16 protein-coding genes are annotated in these 15,612 nt (G+C 66.5%); 10 read left to right on the forward strand and 6 right to left on the reverse strand.

The genetic code is table 11. From position 1 onward, the window contains the following. Positions 1-72 precede the first annotated feature (72 nt). Genes E3T41_RS12835 through cofD form a run of 4 tightly spaced genes read left to right on the forward strand, consistent with a single transcriptional unit; the run spans position 73 to position 3,897 of the window. The gene (locus E3T41_RS12835) at positions 73-1,080 is read left to right on the forward strand and encodes a putative F420-0 ABC transporter substrate-binding protein (protein WP_092447915.1); all 1,008 of its coding nucleotides are present in this window, start codon (positions 73-75) and stop codon (positions 1,078-1,080) included. Continuing rightward, positions 1,077-2,093, forward strand: coding sequence for a putative F420-0 ABC transporter permease subunit (locus E3T41_RS12840; protein WP_134478914.1), 1,017 nt, complete (start codon positions 1,077-1,079; stop codon positions 2,091-2,093). Before E3T41_RS12835 ends, E3T41_RS12840 begins: the two co-directional genes overlap by 4 nt. After that, on the forward strand, positions 2,084-2,866 hold the full coding sequence (locus E3T41_RS12845) for an ABC transporter ATP-binding protein (protein ID WP_104131820.1): 783 nt from the start codon (positions 2,084-2,086) through the stop codon (positions 2,864-2,866). Before E3T41_RS12840 ends, E3T41_RS12845 begins: the two co-directional genes overlap by 10 nt. After that, on the forward strand, positions 2,863-3,897 hold the full coding sequence (gene cofD, locus E3T41_RS12850; protein WP_241991165.1) for a 2-phospho-L-lactate transferase: 1,035 nt from the start codon (positions 2,863-2,865) through the stop codon (positions 3,895-3,897). Before E3T41_RS12845 ends, cofD begins: the two co-directional genes overlap by 4 nt. Here cofD and cofC read toward each other — a convergent pair. After that, positions 3,894-4,505: a 2-phospho-L-lactate guanylyltransferase gene (gene cofC / locus E3T41_RS12855; protein WP_198416422.1), complete on the reverse strand. Its 612-nt coding sequence runs from the start codon at positions 4,503-4,505 to the stop codon at positions 3,894-3,896. The two genes, cofD and cofC, sit on opposite strands and share 4 nt — an antisense overlap. A 131-nt stretch (positions 4,506-4,636) precedes the next feature. Between cofC and E3T41_RS12860 the strand changes: the two genes are divergently transcribed. Further along, complete coding sequence (locus E3T41_RS12860; protein ID WP_134478918.1) at positions 4,637-4,993, forward strand: nuclear transport factor 2 family protein; 357 nt, start codon at positions 4,637-4,639, stop codon at positions 4,991-4,993. Here the strand turns inward: E3T41_RS12860 and cofE are convergent. After that, a complete protein-coding gene (gene cofE, locus E3T41_RS12865; protein ID WP_104131830.1) occupies positions 4,990-5,778 on the reverse strand; it encodes a coenzyme F420-0:L-glutamate ligase in 789 nt (262 codons plus the stop codon). The genes E3T41_RS12860 and cofE overlap by 4 nt on opposite strands. A 47-nt stretch (positions 5,779-5,825) precedes the next feature. Further along, on the reverse strand, positions 5,826-6,845 hold the full coding sequence (locus tag E3T41_RS12870; protein ID WP_092447920.1) for a TIGR03557 family F420-dependent LLM class oxidoreductase: 1,020 nt from the start codon (positions 6,843-6,845) through the stop codon (positions 5,826-5,828). Positions 6,846-6,956: 111 nt separating this feature from the next. Between E3T41_RS12870 and E3T41_RS12875 the strand changes: the two genes are divergently transcribed. Further along, a complete protein-coding gene (locus E3T41_RS12875; RefSeq protein ID WP_092447921.1) occupies positions 6,957-7,793 on the forward strand; it encodes an exodeoxyribonuclease III in 837 nt (278 codons plus the stop codon). A 90-nt stretch (positions 7,794-7,883) separates the two neighbouring features. On the opposite strand, the gene putP is transcribed toward E3T41_RS12875, so the two are convergent. After that, positions 7,884-9,386, reverse strand: a complete 1,503-nt coding sequence (gene putP / locus E3T41_RS12880) for a sodium/proline symporter PutP (RefSeq protein ID WP_092447922.1) — start codon at positions 9,384-9,386, stop codon at positions 7,884-7,886. Between the two features lie 242 nt (positions 9,387-9,628). On the opposite strand from putP, the gene E3T41_RS12885 reads away from it, so the two are divergent. The 3 genes from E3T41_RS12885 to E3T41_RS12895 are packed head-to-tail and all read left to right on the forward strand — an operon-like array spanning position 9,629 to position 12,679. After that, positions 9,629-10,789, forward strand: a complete 1,161-nt coding sequence (locus E3T41_RS12885) for a CaiB/BaiF CoA-transferase family protein (RefSeq protein WP_092447923.1) — start codon at positions 9,629-9,631, stop codon at positions 10,787-10,789. A 35-nt stretch (positions 10,790-10,824) separates the two neighbouring features. After that, positions 10,825-12,009, forward strand: a complete 1,185-nt coding sequence (locus E3T41_RS12890; protein WP_092447924.1) for an acyl-CoA dehydrogenase family protein — start codon at positions 10,825-10,827, stop codon at positions 12,007-12,009. Positions 12,010-12,019: 10 nt separating this feature from the next. Next, positions 12,020-12,679 (forward strand): GntR family transcriptional regulator, encoded by a 660-nt coding sequence (locus tag E3T41_RS12895; protein WP_092447925.1) that lies wholly within the window; start codon positions 12,020-12,022, stop codon positions 12,677-12,679. 23 nt (positions 12,680-12,702) lie between these two features. Here the strand turns inward: E3T41_RS12895 and E3T41_RS12900 are convergent, their stop codons facing one another. Both E3T41_RS12900 and E3T41_RS12905 read right to left on the reverse strand, forming a co-directional pair. Continuing rightward, a complete protein-coding gene (locus tag E3T41_RS12900) occupies positions 12,703-13,446 on the reverse strand; it encodes a fumarylacetoacetate hydrolase family protein (RefSeq protein WP_092447926.1) in 744 nt (247 codons plus the stop codon). A 137-nt stretch (positions 13,447-13,583) separates the two neighbouring features. Then, positions 13,584-14,504: an AEC family transporter gene (locus E3T41_RS12905; protein WP_134478920.1), complete on the reverse strand. Its 921-nt coding sequence runs from the start codon at positions 14,502-14,504 to the stop codon at positions 13,584-13,586. A gap of 116 nt (positions 14,505-14,620) precedes the next feature. Between E3T41_RS12905 and E3T41_RS12910 the strand changes: the two genes are divergently transcribed. After that, positions 14,621-15,436 carry an alpha/beta fold hydrolase gene (locus E3T41_RS12910; protein WP_134478922.1) on the forward strand — a complete coding sequence of 272 codons (816 nt, stop codon included), beginning with the start codon at positions 14,621-14,623 and terminating at the stop codon, positions 15,434-15,436. Positions 15,437-15,612 lie beyond the last annotated feature (176 nt).

Below are 15,612 nucleotides of genomic sequence, written 5' to 3' on the forward strand. Positions count from 1 at the left end.
AGCTTGCCTCGATTTGGGCAGCAGGTCGCTGGACAGTCCAGTTTACCGCGCCCAAATTTTGTGAGGTCCCACATGCTCCGTCGTTCCCGTTTTCTGTTCATCGGCGTCGGCATCAACGCCGCCCTGCTGCTCAGCGGATGCGCCGCCACGACAACGCCCGCCGCCACTTTGGCCTCGTCCCCCGCTTCGTCAACAGCTGCCCGCGCGGGCTACCCCATCACGGCTGACAACTGCGGCACCAGCGTCACCGTCGCAGCCGCCCCCGAACGGATCGTGTCGATCAAGTCCTCGGCCACCGAACTGCTGCTCGCCCTTGGACTCGGCGACCGCATCGTCGGCTCAGCCTTTCTCGACGGGCCCCTACCTGAGTCGCTCGCGGCAGCCGGCGCCGACCTCACCGTGATCAGCGACTTTCTGCCCGGACAGGAGGCGGTGCTTGGCCTGAACCCCGACTTCATCTACGGCGGGTGGGAATCCAACTTCAGCGCCGACGGCGTGGGCGAGCGCCCCGCCCTCGAGGCTCTCGGCGTGGGAACCTACGTCTCGCCGGCCGCCTGCAAGGGCGACTCCATGCCGAACCCGCTCACCTTCGACACGGTTTTCGCCGAAATCGACGAGGCCGGTGCCATCTTCGGCGCAACGGATGCCGCAGCCAAGCTGGTCAGCGGCCTGCAGTCCGACCTCGCCGCCCTCAAGCCGACCGCGACCGACACCACGGCCCTGTGGTACTCGAGCGGCACCACGACCCCCTATGTCGGTGCTGGTATCGGCTCACCCGAGATGATCATGGACGCCGCCGGGCTCACCAACATCTTCGCCGACGTGAGCGACACCTGGACCTCGGCGGGCTGGGAATCGATCATCGAGGCCAACCCGAGCGTCATCGTGCTCGTCGACGCCACCTGGAACACCGCCGCGTCGAAGATCGCCCACCTGGAGTCCGACCCGGCCACGCAGGTGCTCGACGCCGTCAAGAACCAGCGCTACATCATCCTGCCGTTCGCCGCGACCGAGGCCGGCATCCGCAACGTCGAAGCGACGGCGTCCACGATCTCGCAGCTAGCCGCGCTCGACGAGTGACCCGCAGTAAGTACCTCGGGTGGCTGGTCGCGGCAGCCGCTCTACTCGTGCTCGGGTGCGCGGTTGCCGTGACCATCGGGCCGGCAGCGGTGAGCCTTGCCCAGGTGGCGGGCAGCATCGGCGCGCACCTCGGCCTGCCCGTCGAGCCGGTACCGCTACTCATCGACTCGATCGTCTGGCAGCTCCGGCTACCGCGCGTGCTCACGGCCGCCCTGGTCGGCGCGGGCCTCGCCCTGAGCGGCGCCGTGATGCAGAGCGTGACGCGCAATCCCCTCGCCGACCCGTACCTGCTCGGGCTGTCGAGCGGGGCATCCGTTGGTGCGGTATGCGTGGTCATTCTCGGCATCGGATTTGCCCTGCCGGCCGCAGCGTTTACCGGGGCATTGCTGGCCCTAATGGCGACGCTCAGCATCGCCAAGGTCGGGGGAACGATCACCCCGGTGCGGGCCGTGCTCGCCGGCCTGGCCATCGCCCAGCTCGCCGGTGCCCTCACCTCGTTCATCATCTTCTGGGCGGCCAAGGGCGACTCCTACCGCGAGATCCTCAACTGGCTGCTCGGCTCGCTGGCCGGTGCCACCTGGCAGAGCGTAATGATCGCGGCGACAGCCGTTTTGGTCGTGGGCACCGGCATTGTCCTGTCGGCGACCCGGCTCGACGCGTTCGCCTTCGGTGACACGTCGGCGGCCAGCCTCGGCATCAATGTGAATCGCACCCGCTGGGCCCTGCTCGGTTCGGTCGCTCTGCTCACCGGGGCCATGGTGGCCGTGAGCGGGTCCATCGGGTTCGTCGGGCTCATTCTGCCGCACCTGGTGCGCGGCATCAGCGGCCCGGGCCACCGCCGCCTGCTCCCGCTCGTCGCGGTCTGCGGGGCGCTGTTCCTGGTGATCGCCGATACCCTCGCGCGCACCGTGTTCGATCCGCGCGAGCTGCCGGTGGGCATCATCACCGCGTTCATCGGCGTGCCGGTGTTCATTTTGCTGATCAAGAGAAAGAAGTCGAAGCTGTGGGCGTAGAACTCGATCGGTTGTCGTTCAGCGTCGACGGCACCAGCATTTTGCGGGACGTTTCGGCGTCACTGCCCACCGGCAGCGTCACCGGCCTGCTCGGGCCGAACGGCGCCGGCAAGTCCACCCTGCTTCGCCTGATCGCGGGTATCGACACAGCGGATGCCGGCACCGCCTCCCTCGACGACGTCGCCATCGGCTCCCTTCCGCGGCGCGAGGCGGCCCGGCGGATCGCGCTGCTCGAGCAGAACGCCGCCCCGAGTGTGGAACTGACCGTGCTTGAGGTTGTGCTGCTGGGGCGCATTCCACACCGCACCAAACTCATGGGCTCGTTCAGCAGCGCGGAGGATCGCACGGTCGCTCTGGACGCCCTCGAACTGGTCGGTGCGGGAACTCTGGCCGATCGGTCGTGGCCCACTCTGAGCGGTGGGCAGCAGCAGCGCGTGCAGATCGCCCGGGCCATGGCGCAGCAACCGAGCCTGCTTCTGCTCGACGAACCGACCAACCACCTCGACGTGAGTGCCCAGCTCTCGTTGCTCGGGCAGGTGCGCGAGCTGGGCGTGACGGCGATCATGGCCCTGCACGATCTCAACCTCGCCGCGGCCTACTGCGACCACATCCTGCTGCTCGATGGTGGCCTGCTGGTAGCCTCCGGCACGCCCGCTGCGGTGCTCACCCCCGAGATCATCGGCGCCGTCTACGGCGTGGACTGCTACATTCTCGAGCATCCGCGCGGCGGTCATCCGGTCATCGTCTATGCGGCTGCTTCGGTGTCGGCATGAGCGGAGGCGGTATGAGCGGCGTCGGCATGACGAGCCTGAAGCGCGTGACCGTTCTGGCCGGTGGTGTCGGCGGTGCCCGTTTCACCCGCGGTGTGTTGGCGCAGCTCGCGGTGGAAGCTCCAGACGCCACCGTGACGGTGATTGTGAACACGGGCGACGACATGTGGCTGGACGGGCTGCGCATCTGCCCCGACCTTGACACGGTCATGTATACGCTCGGTGACGGTATCAACGAGGAGCAGGGCTGGGGCCGCCCCGACGAGACCCGGAGGACCTCCGCTGAGATCGCGGCTTACGGTCGCGGCTGGTCCTGGTTCACCCTCGGCGATCTCGATCTGGCCACCCACATCGTGCGCACCGATCTACTGCGCAGCGGTTCGACGCTCTCTGAAGCGACGGAATTTCTCTGCCGCCGCTGGCAGCCCGGGGTGCGGCTGCTGCCGATGAGTGATCAGCCCGTGGAAACCCACGTATGCCTCGCCGAGAATATAGATGAGCACTCCGTGGGCGACTATATCCACTTCGAAGAATGGTGGGTTCGCTACCGGGCGAAGGTGCCGATCACCGGGTTCGAGCAGCGGGGACTCGCCGACGCGGTCGCCGCGCCGGGGGTGCTCGAAGCCATCACCGAGGCCGACCTCGTCGTGCTGCCGCCGTCGAATCCGGTCGTGTCGGTCGGCACGATCCTGGCCGTTCCGGGCATACGTGATGCGCTGCGGTCGACCGCGGCCCGCGTGGTCGGCGTCTCTCCGATTGTCGGCGGCGCGGCGGTGCGCGGAATGGCCGACGCCTGCCTCCGCACGATCGGGGTCGAGACCAGTGCACTCGCGGTCGCGCTGCACTACGGTGCCCGCAGCCGGGGCGGCATCCTCGACGGCTGGCTCATCGACGAATCGGATGCCGTGGCCCTGCCCGCTCTCGCGGCCGCCGGCATCCGCTCGGCCGCTGTGCCACTGTGGATGACCGACCTGCCCGCCACGACCGCGATGGCGGCCGCCGCCCTGGCGCTGTGGCCCGGAGCCAGGAGCTAGACCAGTTCGCTCGTGTGCGGCCCGAGCCCCAGCGCCCGGGCGGTGTCGAGGTCGGCTGCGGTGTCGACGTCGCGTCGCAGCGACGAGCTCAGCGGCAAGTCCAGCACGACGTGCCCGTCGCCCTCGTGCGCGGCGCGGGAGCCGAGACCGAACCGCGGAGTGAACCTGTAGCCGGCCTGCGCGAGCAGCGTCGTTGTTCCCACGCCCTCCGCATCGGCCACCATCGAGAGCGGGTGCGTGGCCGCGAGCGCGAACGCCGTTTCTACATCGGCCACGTGCAGGGCCGGCAGATCTCCGGTCACAACGGCCAGATTCGCGTCGGGGCACGCGAACCGGGCCGCCTCGGCACCCTGCTCGATCGCGGCGTTCAATCGGTCCTGCCCCGCGTCCGGGCCCGGCACCTCCGGCACGATGACGGCGCCGAGTGCGGCGAGAAGCACGCCGAGCCGTGCACTTGCGGTCACCACGAACACGCGCTCCACAGCGGATGCCGCCACCAGCGCCGCTACCGTGTCCAACGCGAACGCATCGGCGAGGCCCGCCCGCCCGGCTCCGGCCCCGAGGCGGCTCTTCGCCCCGGCGGTTCCCTTCACCGGGACGACCACCACCCACCGAGTCTGATCCACGGTAAACACGCTATCAGCGCTCCGCCGGCAAACCCGCGCAACCCGGCAAGCGGTAGCCTCAGGGGTCGAGTAGCCAACATCCGTACGTTCGAATGAACGGCCCAGGAGGTCCCATGTCACAGTCACTCACCGCACAGGCTCGCGCGCTTCCCATGGCGATCGTCACCTATCTGGAGCGCAGCGCGAGCGCCAAGCCCACCTCCGCTCGAGCGACCTTTGTCGAAAACGCTATCGTCGTCGACGACGGCAAGACGTACACCGGCGAGCCGGCCATCACGGCCTGGCTGGCCGGCAGCGCCGCCGAGTTCGAAATCACGACCACCCTCCTGCGCACCGAGAAGGACGAGGCGGCAACGACCGTCATCAACCGCATCGAGGGCAACTTTCCCGGCCGCAGCGTCGACCTCAGCTACCGCTTCGAGCTCGCCGCCGAGACCGGCCTGATCCAGAACCTCACGATCTCGATCTAGCTTTTCTCGGCTGCTGCAGCCAACCCGGCGGCGAACCCCTCGCGATACCCTTCGGCGCGGGCCTCGGTGGTACCGAGCCTAAACATGTCGGTGTCGCTCGGGCGCTGTAACGCCCGGGCGCCGACGGCATCGAGGTCGCCGACCAGTCGTCCGAGTCCGCGCAGCACGGCGACCGGGTTGCCGCTGGTCTTGCCCTTGACCAGATCGGCGGCTCCGGCGATCTCGTCGGCGACCGCCGCGACGGTGACGTCGAGGCGGCGACCCGAGACATCCGTTGTGCCGCGCAGGTCGTCGAGTACCACAAGCCCCGCCGCACCGATGGCGATGTCGGTCTGGCCCTCGCGCCACGGGCGCCCGGCAGTATCGGTGATCAGCACGCCGAGCCGCAGGCCGGTGCGCTCGCGAAGGGCTGTGCAGAGCGCGCGAGCGGAGGCATCCGGATCCACCGGCAGCAGCAGCACGACGCCCGCGGGCGCGTTGCTGGTGTCGACGCCGGCCGCCGCCATCACGAGTCCCTGCCGGTTCTCGACGATGCGGGTGACTCCACCCGGGTAGGCGCGTGAGGCCACGATCCGCACGGTCTCTTCGGTGATCGCCTGTTCGCGGTCGGCCGCTGGCACAGCCCGCCCCTCGGCCTTCGAAACGATCTTGCTGGTCACCGCCACAATATCGCCGTCAATCAGGCGGGACCGAGCGGCCTCCGCGATTAGGGCGGCGAGGTCGTCACCGGCCGTGATCTCACCGAACCCACCGAGGGTGAACACCTTGAGGCCGAACAGTTCCATTGCCCCCACTTCCGCCGCGGCCGCGTCGGGCCGGGCGTCGTGCGGCATCAGCGCACCAGCTTCGGCAGAACGGATGCGCCGAAGACGTCGATCCACTGCTTCTGGTTGCGGCCGACGTTGTGCAGGTAGATGCGATCGAAGCCGAGGTCGACGAATTTCTGGATGTATTTGCGGTGCTCGTCGGGGTCGGCCGAGATGACCATGCGGCCCTCGAAGTCCTCCGGACGCACCATTTTGGCCAGCTGCTCGAACTCGAACGGCGATCGAATATCGCTCTTCGGAAACTTCATGCCGCCGTTCGGCCACTCGTGCAGGGCATTGGTCATGGCCTCTTCGTCGGTTTCGGCCCAGCTCATGTGTAGCTGCAACACCTTGGGCATCGTCGACGGGTCTTTTCCGGCCTCGCGGGCGCCGCCGTCGAATTTTGCGAACAGCATCGCGATCTTCTCCAGCGGGGCGCCGACCGTGATCAGGCCGTCCGCCAGCCGACCGGCGCGTTTGGCCGTGACCGGGCCGGCCGTGGCTACCAGAATCTCCGGGGCAACGTCCGGCATGGTCCACAGCCGGGTGGATTCAAGCTTGAAGAATTGCCCGGAGTGCTTGACGTCCTTGTCGGCCAGGGACCCGGCGAACAGCTTGGAGATGATCTCGATGGCCTCGAACATGCGATTGATGCGCTCCGGGGCTTCGGGCCAGTAGCCGCCCACAATGTGCTCGTTCAGCGCTTCACCGCTGCCGAGTCCCAGCCAATGCCGCCCCGGGTGCATCGAGGCCAGCGTCGCGGAAGCCTGCGCGACCATGGCCGGGTGCCAGCGAAAGGTGGGCGCCGTCACGCCGGGACCGAAGTCGCCGGTGGTGCGCTCGGCGATCGAGGCGAGCACGCTCCAGACGAAGCTCGACTGACCCTGCGCTGGAACCCAGGGCTGAAAGTGGTCGGCCGCCATCACGCCGGTGAAACCGTGCTGCTCCGCGTAGGCCGACAGTGCGACCGCCTCGGCCGGTGCAAACTGCTCCAGCATGGCCGCGTAGCCAATCCGCAACTCCGTCAAAATACCCTTTCCGCCCATAACCGTGTATCTATGTCCATTCAATCGCAACACGGTCGGGGCTGCGTTCGATACCGCGGAAGGCGGCATCCGCTTGGCCGGGCGGCACGCTGGCCCTTATAGGCTGGAGTCATGCGCATCGCCACCTGGAACGTCAATTCCGTTCGTGCCCGCTCCGGACGAATCGTCGACTGGATGGAACGCGAAGACATCGACGTTCTCGCCATGCAGGAGATCAAGTGCAAGCCCGAGCAGTTTCCCTCGCAGGTGTTCGAGGACGCCGGCTACGACCTCGCCATTCACGGTTTGAGCCAGTGGAATGGCGTGGCGTTTGCCAGCCGCGAGCCAATGACGGATGTCGTCACCAGTTTTCCGAATATGCCCGGCTTCCTGAAGGGTGCGGTCGGTCCAGACCAGCCGCTCGAGGCGCGCGCGCTCGGCGTGACCGTGAACGACCTGCGCCTGTGGAGCCTGTACGTGCCGAACGGGCGTGCGCTCGGCGACCCGCACTACGACTACAAGCTGGCCTGGCTGAAGGCCCTCGAGGCCCACGCGGTCGCGGAGCTCGAGGCCCATCCCACGCTCGCGCTGGCCATGATGGGCGACTGGAACGTCGCGCCCCGCGACGAAGACGCCGGTGACCCGACGCTGGTTCCCGGTCTCTCCACGCACATTTCGCCGCCGGAACGCGCGGCGTTCGAGGCCTTCCAGGCAGCCGGCCTGACCGACGTCGTGCGCCCGATCGTGCCGGAGGGCTTCACCTACTGGGACTACAAGCAGCTGCGGTTTCCGCGCAACGAGGGCATGCGCATCGACTTCATCCTCGGCTCGCCCGCCTTCGCCGATCTGGTAACGGATGCCAGCATCCATCGCAATGAACGCAAGGGCGACGCCCCGAGCGACCACGTTCCGGTGCTCGTCGACCTCGATCTGGGCGGCGACGATGACGACCGCCCGATGATCTTCTAATAGAAAGATGCGTTAACGACAGCTGCCCCCGGCTTTTCGGCCGGGGGCAGCTGTCGTTGCAGTAAAACGTACAGTGCGAGGTGCCGGTGGTTAGACCGAGACCTTCTTGGGAGCCTGGTACTTCGGGTGTGCCTGTTCTGCGGCCAGTTCGAATTCGGCATCGATCTCGGCGTTCGGCTTGTACGTGGCGAGGGAGACCACGACGGCCACGATCATGCTGGCAGCGAAGCCGGGCACGATCTCATACAGGGTGTCGCCGAGGGCGGAGTTACCCCAGACGAACACGACGACGGCACCGGTGACCATGGAGGCCAGGGTGCCCCAGGTGGAGAGCTTCTTCCAGTACAGCGAGAGGATGACCACCGGACCGAAGGCGGCACCGAAGCCGGCCCAGGCGAAACCGACCAGGTCGAGAATGGTCGAGTTCTGCTGCAGCGCGATCAGTGCGGCGATGACGGCCACGACGAGCACACCGATACGGCCGAGCATGACCAGCTGCTTGGGCGCGGCATCCTTGCCCACAATCTTGTAGAGGTCTTCAACGAGCGCCGACGACGAGACGATGAGCTGCGAGGAGATGGTGCTCATGATCGCGGCAAGCACGGCGGCGAGCACGAGGCCCGCGATGAAGGGGTGGAACAGGGTCTGCGAGAGAATGAGGAACACAGTCTCCGGGTTTGCGAGATCCAAGTCGGGGTTCTGCTGGAAGTACGCGATACCGATCAGGGCGGTCGCAATAGCACCGAGGGCGGTGAGGATCATCCAGCCGATGCCGATGCGGCGACCAGCCTTGGCGTCCTGCGGGGTGCGCATGGCCATGAAACGCACGATGATGTGCGGCTGGCCGACGTAACCGAGGCCCCAGGCGGCAGCCGAGATGACACCGAGCACGGATCCGCCGGCGGTCAAAGACAGCAGGTCGGGGTTGACTTCGCGGATGGAGTCGAGGGTTGCGACGACTCCGCCGGTGGCGTTCAGCGCTACGAGGGGAACAGCGATCAGCGCGGCGAGCATGAGGAGGCCCTGGGCAACGTCGGTGAGGGTAGCACCGAGAAAGCCGCCGAACAGGGTGTACAGCAGGGTGACGCCGCCGACGATCAGCATGCCGGTGACGAACGTGGAGCCGAAAGACTCCTCGAAGAACACACCTCCGGCAACCATGCCGGAGGAGACGTAGAACGTGAAGAACACCAGGATGATCACACCGGAGACCACGCGCAGCAGGCGCGACGTGTCTTTCAGTCGGTTCTCGAAGAAGCTCGGGATGGTGATCGAGTTCTTCGATACGAAGGTGTAGGAGCGCAGCCGCGGTGCCACGAACTTCCAGTTCAGCCAGGCACCGATGGTGAGGCCGATGGCGATCCAGGCCTCAACGAGGCCGGACACGTAGATGGCTCCGGGGAGACCGAGCAACAGCCAGCCGGACATGTCCGAAGCACCCGCGCTCAGGGCCGCTGTGCCCGGCTTGAGTCCTCGGCCGGCGAGCATGTAGTCGTCAAGGTCTTTGGTCTGACGAAAGGCGAAGTAGCCGATGGCAACCATGCCTGAGAGATATAAAACGATTGCAATGAGTTGAAATGTTTGATCCGTCAATGGGATTCCTTTGTTGGGATGCCCGACGTACTGGACGTGATTACTCGAGGTGCGAGCAAGCTCAAAGCTCCAGTCTCGCAGAAATATGGGCATGGCGCCATCTTTAACCGCCCATTCGCCCCCGTAACCGTTTAATAACGGAGGGCTTACCCCCTGCCCGCGGTCGCCCTGAACGTGCCCACAATGACCGCACGAGGCGTCCACTCCTTCCCCTCCTCGGCCAAATTGGATACAGTATCCAAATGACCGGGATTATTGATGAGGCGCGCACGACGGGTCCGCTGGACGGCATCCGTATTGCGGATTTTTCTCGCGTGCTCGCCGGGCCATTTGCCACCATGATGCTGGCCGATTTCGGCGCCGATGTGATCAAAATCGAGCACCCGCTCGGCGATGACACCCGCGCCTGGGTGCCGCCGGTCGACCTGAACGGTATTGGTAGCTATTTCGCGAGCGTCAACCGCAATAAACGCTCTGTGGTCTGCGATTTACGTACCGAGAACGGCCTGGCTGAAGCGCGCGCCCTCGCGCTGAGCGCCGACGTCGTGATCGAAAACTTTCGCCCGGGCGTCATGGAGCAGTACGGCCTCGACTACGCCAGTTTGACCGCGGAGCGCCCCGAGCTCGTCTACTGCTCGGTCACCGGATTCGGCCGCGCCGGCGGCGCGGCGCTCCCCGGTTACGACCTGCTCGTGCAAGCGGTCGGCGGGCTGATGAGCGTGACCGGCTCGGCCGCCGAAGAACCGAGCAAGGTCGGGGTCGCCCTCGTCGATGTACTGACCGGGCAGAACGCGGTCGTCGGCATTCTGGCCGCACTGCGCTCGCGCGAGCAGACCGGTCTGGGCCAGCGAGTCGAGGTGAATCTGCTCTCGTCCTTACTCGCCGGGCTGGTCAACCAGGCCTCGAGCACCCTCGCCACCGGGGTCGCCCCCCAGCGCCTTGGCAACGCTCACCCGAGCATCGCACCCTATGAAACGTTTCGAACCCTGGACGACCCGATCGCGATCGCGGTCGGCACCGACAAGCAGTTCAGCGCACTCGTACAGGTGCTCGACCGCCCCGAGCTGGCACGCGATCACCGGTTCGGCTGCAACGCCGACCGCCTCGCCCATCGCGCGGCGCTCAAAGAGCTGCTCGAAGCGCGGCTCGCCACCCGTCCGGCCACGGAATGGACCGCACTGCTGGCGACCGCGCGCGTGCCGGCCGGCAAGGTGAATTCGATCGCCGAGGCGCTCGAACTGGCCACCGAACTCGGCCTCGCCCCGATCGTGCCGGTGACCGATTCGAACCGGTCGCGGGTGAGCCAGCAGATCGCCAACCCGATCAGCCTCTCCGCGACCCCCGCACGATACCGGCGCCCGCCGCCACTGCTCGGGGAACACAATGGTGCGACTTTTTTCTGACCATAAGCATCCGCTCTACTGAAGGAAGACGACTCATGACTACCCTCATTGACACCGATCTGACCGACGCCGCCGACCTCGTGGGCATCGATTCCCTGCTGACCGAGACCGAGATCACCCTGCGCATTGCGGTGCGGGCCTTCGTCAACACCACGATCAAACCGAACATCGCCGGGTGGTACGAGAACGCGTTCTTTCCGCTCGAGATCATTCCGCAGCTGGCCAGGCTCGGCCTGCTCGGCATGCACCTCACGGGCTACGGCTGCCCCGGGCGCAGCTCGGTCGAGTACGGCCTCGCTGCGCTCGAGCTCGAGGCCGGCGACTCTGGGCTGCGCACCTTCGTGAGCGTGCAGGGGTCGCTCGCGATGAGCGCGATCCACAAGCACGGCTCCGAGGAGCAGAAAAATGAGTGGCTGCCGCGCATGGCCGCCGGTTCGGTGATCGGCTGCTTCGGGCTGACCGAGCCTTCGGCCGGCTCCGACCCGGCGAGCATGACCACTTTCGCGCGCCGCGACGGCACCGACTGGGTTCTCAACGGCACCAAGCGTTGGATTGGCCTGGCCTCGATCGCACAGGTCGCCATCATCTGGGCGATGACGGATGACGGAATCCGCGGCTTCGTCGTCCCCACCGATACCCCCGGATTCGTCGCCACGCCGATCGAGCAAAAGCTCTCGATGCGAGCCTCGATTCAGTGCGAGATTGAATTGACCGAGCTGCGCCTGCCCGACTCGGCGATGCTGCCCAAGGCGCGCGGTCTGCGCGGCCCGTTCGAGTGCCTGAACGAGGCCCGCTACGGCATCGTCTGGGGCGTCATGGGTGCGGCCCGCGACAGCTACCTTGCGGCGCTGGCCTTCTCGCAGGAGCGGATGCAGTTCGGTAAGCCGCTCGCCGGCTACCAGCTGACCCAGCAGAAGCTCGTCAACATGGCGCTCGAAATCAACAAGGGCACGCTGCTCGCCCTGCAGCTCGGCCGGCTCAAGGACGCCGGCTCGCTCGCTCCGCACCAGATCTCGGTCGGCAAGCTCAACAACTGCCGCGAAGCCATCGCCATTTGCCGGGAGGCCCGCGCCATGCTCGGCGGCAACGGCATCACCCTGGACTATTCCCCGATGCGCCACGCCAACAACCTCGAAAGCGTGCGCACCTACGAGGGCACCGACGAGGTGCACACCCTCATTCTCGGCCAGCACATCACCGGCATCCCGGCCTTTCGCTAGAGTTTTGACAGTGTCTTCTCCCAATCCGACCCAGCGCCCGCCGACAGTTCCGGCATTCGTGCTCGCTGAGTTGCGGCGCCTGATCGCCGTCGGCGAGTTTGTTCCCGGGCAGCCACTGCGACAGGAGGATCTGGCCGAACGCCTCGGCGTCAGCCGGGTTCCGGTGCGGGAGGCCCTCAACACGCTCGAAACCGAGGGGCACGTCGTGCACGAGCCGCATCGCGGCTACCGGGTGACCGAGCTCTCGCTTGCCGACCTGCTCGAAGTGTACCGACTGCGGCAGCTGCTCGAGGCGGAGGCGGTGCGCGCCACGATCGCGCGCGGCGGCGAACACGTGCTCACCGCGCTGCGCGCCACCGCCGTCGAGGTGGAGCGGGCTAATGCGGCCGGCGACATGCTCGCCATGAACGAGGCCAACCGGCGGTTTCACTTCGTACTCGTGACGTCATCCGGGCTCCCCCGGCTGGAACGCATTCTGCGTGCGCTCTGGGATTCGACCGAAGCCTACCGCCGGCTCTACTACGAGCAGGCGGGCAACCGGGCCTTGGTCGAGCACGAGCATGCCGCCATCGTCGACGCCTTCGCCGCCGGGGACACCGAGCTCGTCATCGGCCTACTCGATGAGCATCGCGGCCACGCCACGACCGCCCTCGGCGCGCTGCTGGCCTGAGCTGCCAGGCAAGCGGATACCGGTCAGACGACGCGGAACGCGAGCTCGCCGATCCCGTTGATTCCGGCGGTGACGTCGTCACCGGGCTCAATGCGGCCGACACCGGCGGGAGTCCCAGTGAAAATCAGGTCACCCGGACGCAGCGTGACGAAGCGGGACAGCGCGGCAATCACGTCGGGAACGGGCCAGATTTGGTCGGCGAGGTCCCCGTCCTGGCGGGTGTCACCGTCGACGTCGAGCCAAATGCGGGCCGCGGCCGGATGACCGATCGTGGCCGCGGCGACGAGCGGCGAGCACGGTCCGGAAAAGTCGAAGCCCTTGGAGAGGTCCCACGGGCGACGCACGGCCTTGGCTGCATCCTGCAGGTCGCGGCGGGTGAGGTCGACGCCGGCGGCGTAGCCGAAGACGTGACCGAGGGCATCCACTGCCGCGATGTCGGCGCCGCCAACGCCGATCGCGACAACGAGTTCCATCTCGAAGTGCAGGTTGTCGGTCTCGGGCGGGTAGGGCACCTCGTGGACAGAAACGCCGCGAGCGGGAACGCCCTCGGTCACGGCGAACACGGCGTCGGCCGGTTTGGCGAAGAAGAAGGGCGGCTCCCGATCGGGGTCATTGCCCATTTCTCGCGCATGGTCGGCGTAGTTGCGGCCGACGCAGTAGACCCGGTTCAGGTAGAACCGGTCGGCCGAGTCACTGATCGGCAGGCTGGTGGGTTTCGGCGGGGAGAACGGGGCCGGCAAACCGGTCTCGGGGGTGCTGAGCGACATTTTCATCCTTTCGAGGGCAAAATCACTTGGTGCCCCTGCATACCTGCGGAGAACTTCACGGTCACGCGCGAACGCACCGTGCGGTGACCCAGTGATTTCGGGGAATGTGAGTAAAATCTCCGCAGTTCTGCCGGCACTCAGGCAAGGAGGGCCGCGATCACGAGCAGGGCGGGCATGGACAGGATCGTGGTGAGCAACACGGTGTCGCGGGTGACGACCATGGCCCGGTCGTAGCGCGAGGCGAAGTTGAAGATGTTCTGCGCGGTCGGCAGCGCCGACACGGCGACGACGGCGAACAATTCGTCACCGGCGAGGTCGAACACGAAGTGCCCGAACAGGTACGCGACGATCGGCATGAGCGCGACCTTGATCGCGGTCGCGGCGACGACCTGTTTGCGCCCGGTTCCGGCTTTCAGCAGGCGCTGGCCGTGCAGCGACATGCCAAACGACAGCAGCACCAGGGGAATGGCGGCGCCGCCGATCAGCTCGAACGGGGCGAGCACGGGTTTGGGCAGCGTGATGCCCAGCATCGCCACGAGCACACCGGCGAGCGAGGCGATAATCATCGGGTTGCGAATGGGCTGAGTCACGATCGACCGAAACGACGCTCGGCCCTGGGTGGCGAGGTCGAGAATGGCCAGAATGGTCGGGGCCAGAATGACCAGCTGCAGCAGCAGCACGGGAGCCACGTACTGCGCGCTGCCGAGCACGTAGATGGCTACCGGAAGCCCGATATTGTTTGCGTTGACGTACGTCGCGGTCGATGCGCCGAGCACCGTCTCGGCCAGCGGTCGACGAAAAAACAAGCGGGCGGCGATGACATAGACGACGACACCGACCACGATGGTGCAGACAATGGCGAGCAGAAATTCAGAGAACAGCACGGCGACATCCGCGTGCGAGAGCACCGTGAACAGCAGCGCCGGAGTCGCCACGAAGAAGGCCATCCGATTGAGCACCCGGCCGGTGCCGACACCGACGATGCCGAACCGTTCGACAAAGTACCCGATCAGGATTACAAATCCGATAATCGAAAACCCGACCAGTACACCGCCCATTATGTTGAGCCTAGGGGTTTCGGACCGCTCACCAGGTCAAAACAGCCTCTGCTGATTCCAGCCATCGCACGAGCCTGGTCTTTCGGGCGCACGGGACGTGGCGCTACGCTCGGGGCATGCCCAGACTCGATGTTCCCGGCGCTTCGCTCTACTACGAAACACTGGGTGACCCCGAATCTCCCGCCCTGCTGTTGCTGCACGCCGGCATTGCGACCCTGCGCATGTGGGATCCGCAGGTCGCGGCTCTCGCGGCGCACCACTTCGTCATTCGCTTTGATGCCCGCGGTTTCGGCCAGACGACGACCGAGAATGTGAAATTCTCCAATCGAGCGGATGCCGCGGCGCTGCTCGATCATTTCGGCGTCGCTCGGGCCACCCTCATCGGCTGCTCACGCGGTGGCACGATTGCGATCGACCTGGCCGTCGCCAGTCCCGAGCGGGTGGCGGGCCTGGTCACGATCGGCTCCGGCCCCAGCGGATTTCCCGAGGTGGAGCTCACCGAGCGGGAAGACACCCTGTTCGACAAGCTCGATGCGGCTTTCACCGCCCGCCAGTGGCCCCGGCTGGCCCGGCTTGAGGTCACCCTGTGGGCGGTCGGGCCGACCCGTAAGCCGGCCGACGTCGACCCGGCCTTTCTCGCCCTGGCGCAAGAACTCAACCTGCGCAACGTCATCCACGCTACGGAGGCGCCGATCTCGATTCCGCTTGAGCCGCCCGCGCTCGACCGGGTCAGCGACATCGATGTTCCGGCGCTCGTCACCGTGGGCGAGCTCGACGTCACCTCAGCGCTGGCCCATTATGAATTTCTGCTGGAGATGCTGCCGCAATCAAGCGGATGCACGTTCCGCGGCACCGCGCACCTGCCGAGCGTGGAGCATCCGCTGGAATTTCAGCGTGTGCTGATCAGCTGGCTCGCTACGAACAACCTCTGATCGGCAGCGCTCCTTCACCGCCCCCGCTTGTGCACACCCGCCGCGTCGGCCCAGCCGGGGGTTTTCTCGGGTGTGTCTCGTTAACGGTGTTTCCGGCGTTTTTCATTAGTAGGATTCTGCGTTCGGCCAGCGGTCGTGGAAGGTGATGGCGAAGGCGTTGAGAGCTGGCTTCCAAC

This window comes from Cryobacterium sp. Hh38, assembly GCF_004403235.1.
In the GTDB taxonomy this organism is placed as follows: domain Bacteria; phylum Actinomycetota; class Actinomycetes; order Actinomycetales; family Microbacteriaceae; genus Cryobacterium; species Cryobacterium levicorallinum.